Consider the following 4,918-nt stretch of genomic DNA (forward strand, 5'->3'; position numbering starts at 1 on the left):
CCTGACGAAGGCAGGGATGCCGGAGTTCGGGAGTCGAAACAGGAAGTTTCGCGACCGAGAGCGTGAAGTATATTTCGTTTGGCGCCTTTCCCGGCTCTCAGTCGACGAGGGCGCTCCTTCGATCCGGGGCGTAAAAAAAACTAGAAGAAGTGGCGCATAAATGAATTGTTAATGTAAACAATAAAAGCTTACCTGCGCCACAATTAATTTCCACCTTTTTGTTTTGTCATTTAGGTTGAGGTTTGGGAAGATCGTCATAATTCTTCTTAGCTGGAGACTTTGTGAAGAGACTATTGCCTACACTTTTACTGGAAACGATAAAGGTTCTCAAAACATCCCCTTTTTCCTTTGTCACGAAGTTCCAGGCATTCTTGAGTTTACTCTCCTTTCTTGCAAATTTACTCATTTTTAGCAGTCTTTATTCTCAACCGACGGTTCCTCAATTGCAACTGGAAGAATACAGTTCCAATCTGATGAACAATGTTTACGGACAGAGTTATTTTCTAAATACTCTGTCCGCATGGTCGGAACAGGTAGGTTATTACAAAGGACTCATCCGAGCGTATTGGGAACAGGAAGCGGACGTTGCCATTTATGACTATGTCTCTCAGGTAACCACAAGTGATTCCTTCAATGACGTGGATGCCTATAAGGATTATCTGCAAAGAGAATTGGAATCCCAAAAGATCGCCGCACTGAACGACTGGGAACAAGCAGCTAACTTGGATTTGTTGAAAAACAAAGAAGAGTTTTTGGAGAAAATCACAAACGGTAAATTCAACGAAACATATATAGTCCGCACCGGTCAGGAAGCTCTATACAAACAATATTTATACAACACCTCCAACACTGCGATATTGCAAAGCCAGGTCTCCCAAGCAGCGGCTAACTGGAACTATCAGTTCAATTTGAACTTACAATCCGGATCTGCGGATTTTGCCAATTCGATGGCGGCCATTCAAGAAAACTACAATGGTTTTCTGTCCGCATTGGATGCTTCCGAAGCAACCTTCCAAGCAAATTTGGATGCGATCAATGTGTACAAAACCAGTGTAAAGACGGGAATCGGTGCCATGATGGATGGCTTCGATACGGATTTGTCCGCTGCTTGCACAACTGCGGGAGGATGTACGTATAAAAATACGGACGGAAGTCTGAACTCCGCAGGCCAAACTTTATCCGCACTTGTAACAAGTGTAAGAAACGAATTGGCCAGAACGGATTTGGATGTGACGAATGTTCTCACTACCATCTCCAGCCAAATCACTTCTTTCTTGAATACACAAACCACATCCGCAACGACTCAATACACTACCTATAACAATAGAATCTACAGCTATCAAAACTCCACAAACTTCAATTATAACAATCTTACTGTGAACTCAAATCCGAATGCACTCATCAATGAAGTGATCAACGGATCGTATATGAATTTGGTGAACAATGGATATGGGAACCAAACTTTATCGAACTGGTTGTCTTGGGGACTTCCCATTTCTCAGATTGAGACGGATCTGTTCCAGACGATCGGAGATGCGAACCTTAGAAATATGTTCCAAGCGATTCGAAGCGGGGACAACGGAGCCATAGCCGCACAAGCAGGGATCATGATGGGTTTAGGTTCTGATAAAAGAGTGGTGAACGTACTTACTGCCAACCTATATACGGACTTTCTGGGTTATGCCAATAAATGGGACTCATTCGCTTGGTCAGGAGAAGCACATCATACAGGAAACATGATATTAGATGATGGAGCTGGAGTTCCTTTCTATACATACAGTTTGTTCCGAGGTCCGATCGAAGACCGTTATTTGATGGGAGGAATCGGATACGGTTTCGTAGTCACTGTAGAAGATTTACATGCAAGATCCTTATCCGAGTATTGGGGGGACAACCGCAATTCCTTATCCGGACAGTTGGGGATGTATGTGAACAATATCAATCCTGCGATAGGAAATTGGGAAAACCAAGTAACAAACTATAACCAGTTTTATACGGACTGGAAAACACAAGCGAACATCCTTAAGGCGCAGGCAAAGGCCGATTATGAAAAGTCCCTGGAAGATTTGGAAATCAAAAAATCCCAGTGGCTTGCCAAGATGGAAGAGGAAAGACAAGTCGGACTGACCAAATGGGTGGATTTGTATGACCAAGCAGGAGCTGTAAAAAACTCACAAGACTTGAACGCATTCAATGGAGTCGCTGGTACGAGTTTAGCGAGTATCAGTGTGGGAACCGGTTCTACGGGAACCAATGAAATTCTGAACAATTATGGAAATTCATTGAACCAGTTGGCTCAGACACAATTTACATTTACGGAAACCGTCACCCAAACTACCAACATGTTTCCAACAGTGGATGCATCCAACTTGGCAGTGATGAAGCTAACCAACGAACTTCCTGCGATAGGCAAAACAGCCGGAGGAATCAATGACAAAATAGAAATATATGAAGGAGTATCCATCTTCAAGCAGGTGATGGAAGGAAATTTTACAGCGGCAAAAGATGCACTTCTAGGAGCTGTGGGAGTGAGCACAGTGTCCGCACCTGCACCTGCTTCGCAAACCTTCAACGTATTCGGAGCCGCCTACCAAAAGACAATCGATACGGAACTATCTGTGAATGGAAAAGGAATCGATCAGGTATTTCAAACCACAACGAACGGAGTGTATCAATACGCACAGATCCTTTCCATAAACGAAAACAATGCCAACGTCGTGGCTAAAGAACAAGAGAAACTACTCAACCAAATGACCTATGCGATCAAGTGGGAAGACAAGGCGGTGGTAAAATATGGGGACGACGGGAAGATCGTAGCACCGACAGAAGAACTCAAGAAAATATTCGAAGATTTAAACAACCAGAGAGTGGCAAGGTTGTGCGAAGGCAAAACAGGAAAGGATGCGGAAACCTGCTTTTATGACAGTCATAAGATGCAGATGGATCGACTGAAAGATCTTGGGTTAGAATATACGAACGGAATGATCGTCACTTCTCTTTCCCGTGAAGAAAAAATCAAGCTAGGGCAGACGGAAAAACTCACCCTAACGGATGCGGAGAAAAAGATTGCAGGAACTTGTTATGCGAACCCTGCCTCTTGCGAAAGCCTACTGAGACAAGAATATACATATACAGTAAACAAAGAAACGAATGTAGCCACAATCTCCAAAATCATCAGTGATGGAAACATCGCAGGAAAGAACGGAGAAGGAAAATATTTCTCCGGCACACAAAATGAAGTTCGGCACATCAGTTTATCCCAAGTGGGACCGGTGGTAGCACCCAAAGGCAAAGACCTATTCGATGTATGGACAAATGAAGATTGGGATGAAGTGGAAACTGCGGTAGCGAACACAATGAACAACTACTTCGAAACATCCTTTAGTGAGGATGCCAAAAACACAAGCGAAGCCGCATCCTCTATTGCGATGAAAGAATCCGCTAATGAAAAATCGTTCCAGTCAAAAAAACAAGCGGCAGAAGAAGCAGATTCACTTGTTGGAGATTTGGTACTCGCCTATATCAGTGGAGGAACATCTGGAGTAAGAGCGGCAATCAAGAGCCAAATAGAAAATAGAATCCATGTGAATTTAGCCACTGCGTATGTAAGAGGAACAGGTGGAGGAGATGATGAGATTCAACTCGTAGCGGATATGATCGGCTTTGTTAGGGGCAAGATCAGCGAAAACAAAGCCAAGAGGCAGATGAAGAATAATCAAATCAAGATAGCAGTCGGCACCGCAGTAGCATATGTGATGGCAACTGTTACCGGTGGTGCAAGCTTAGCACTCACGGCAAACTTAACCGCAGCAGCGGCATCCGGAACTGCGGCAGTGGTAGCAGGAGCGAACCAAATGGCAGCAGCAACAGCAAGTTTTCTGAGTAATCCGATGGCTGTAGCCGGGGCAGTCACCTTTGGACAGGCGACAGTGACAACAACGGCAGGAGTCGCTAGCGCAATCGCAAAACCAATCCTTGGCGAGAAAAACTATGCAGCAACGATGGACAATATCACAGGTCCACAAGATAGAATCAATGAAGCCAAGCTAGAAAGAGAAGGAGTGATTAAACAATATTCTTCTCAAGCACTTGCGAATGCTACCGGGTTACCCCCGGAGCTAATGGGAAGTTTTGTCGCTGATCTAATGGGATCGAAAAAAGCGGCAGCAGCAAGAGCGGCAGTGAATGCCAACCCGTTTGCCAACTTTGGATCTCAAATAGTAGGGGCAGTAGGAGGTATCATTAAAACCGCAGTGGTTGCCACAGGAGTTCCGGAAAGAAATATCCAAGAGGCATTCAGCGACGGAAATAGAATGGCATTTGCAAACTCGGGAAGTTATATACAAATGCAGTCTAGTGCTTATGCCAACCAAAGTTATGGCATGAAGGCACAGGGATTAAGTTACACGTCATCCACCCCAACATTAAAAAACCAAGAAGCGTTTGTAGAAGAATTGGGTCAAAGGATTGTAATTGATGAATTAGTAAAGACAACGGGACTCAATAGATCCATAGTTGATGCAAGTTTCCGCAAAACATACGGCAATATAAAACAGAAAAGGGAAGATAGAAAGGCACAGAACGAAGCAGTTCGTTCGACAGCAGTGACAGCAGCGACAACGGCATTGACGTTGGGAGCAGCAGGAGCGTTAGGAGCAACGATGCGAGGATTCTTAACAGGAATCGGAACAGCGTTAGGAGCCACAGCGAATGCAGCGAATGTGGGAGCGGCAATATTAAGTGGGACTATACAAGCGATAGATGGATCCCGTAACGGGACAGAAGGAATGCTCGCAGGTATAATAAACGGAACCATAGGAGCGTTAACCGCCGGAGGGAAGTTAGATTTAAGCGGAAGAGCCGCAGAGTTATTAGGTAAAGGCGCTCTTGGCCTAGGAGTATCTTACGATAAACAAGC

General features: G+C 44.6%; 1 protein-coding gene. It reads left to right on the plus strand.

Annotated features, from left to right (window positions below):
* Positions 1 to 281: 281 nt before the first annotated feature.
* Positions 282 to 4,918: TIGR04388 family protein (locus tag EHS15_RS08375; RefSeq protein WP_135760115.1), on the plus strand; the 4,637-nt coding region annotated here is incomplete at its 3' end.

Source organism: Leptospira idonii, assembly GCF_004770995.1.
GTDB lineage: Bacteria > Spirochaetota > Leptospiria > Leptospirales > Leptospiraceae > Leptospira_A > Leptospira_A idonii.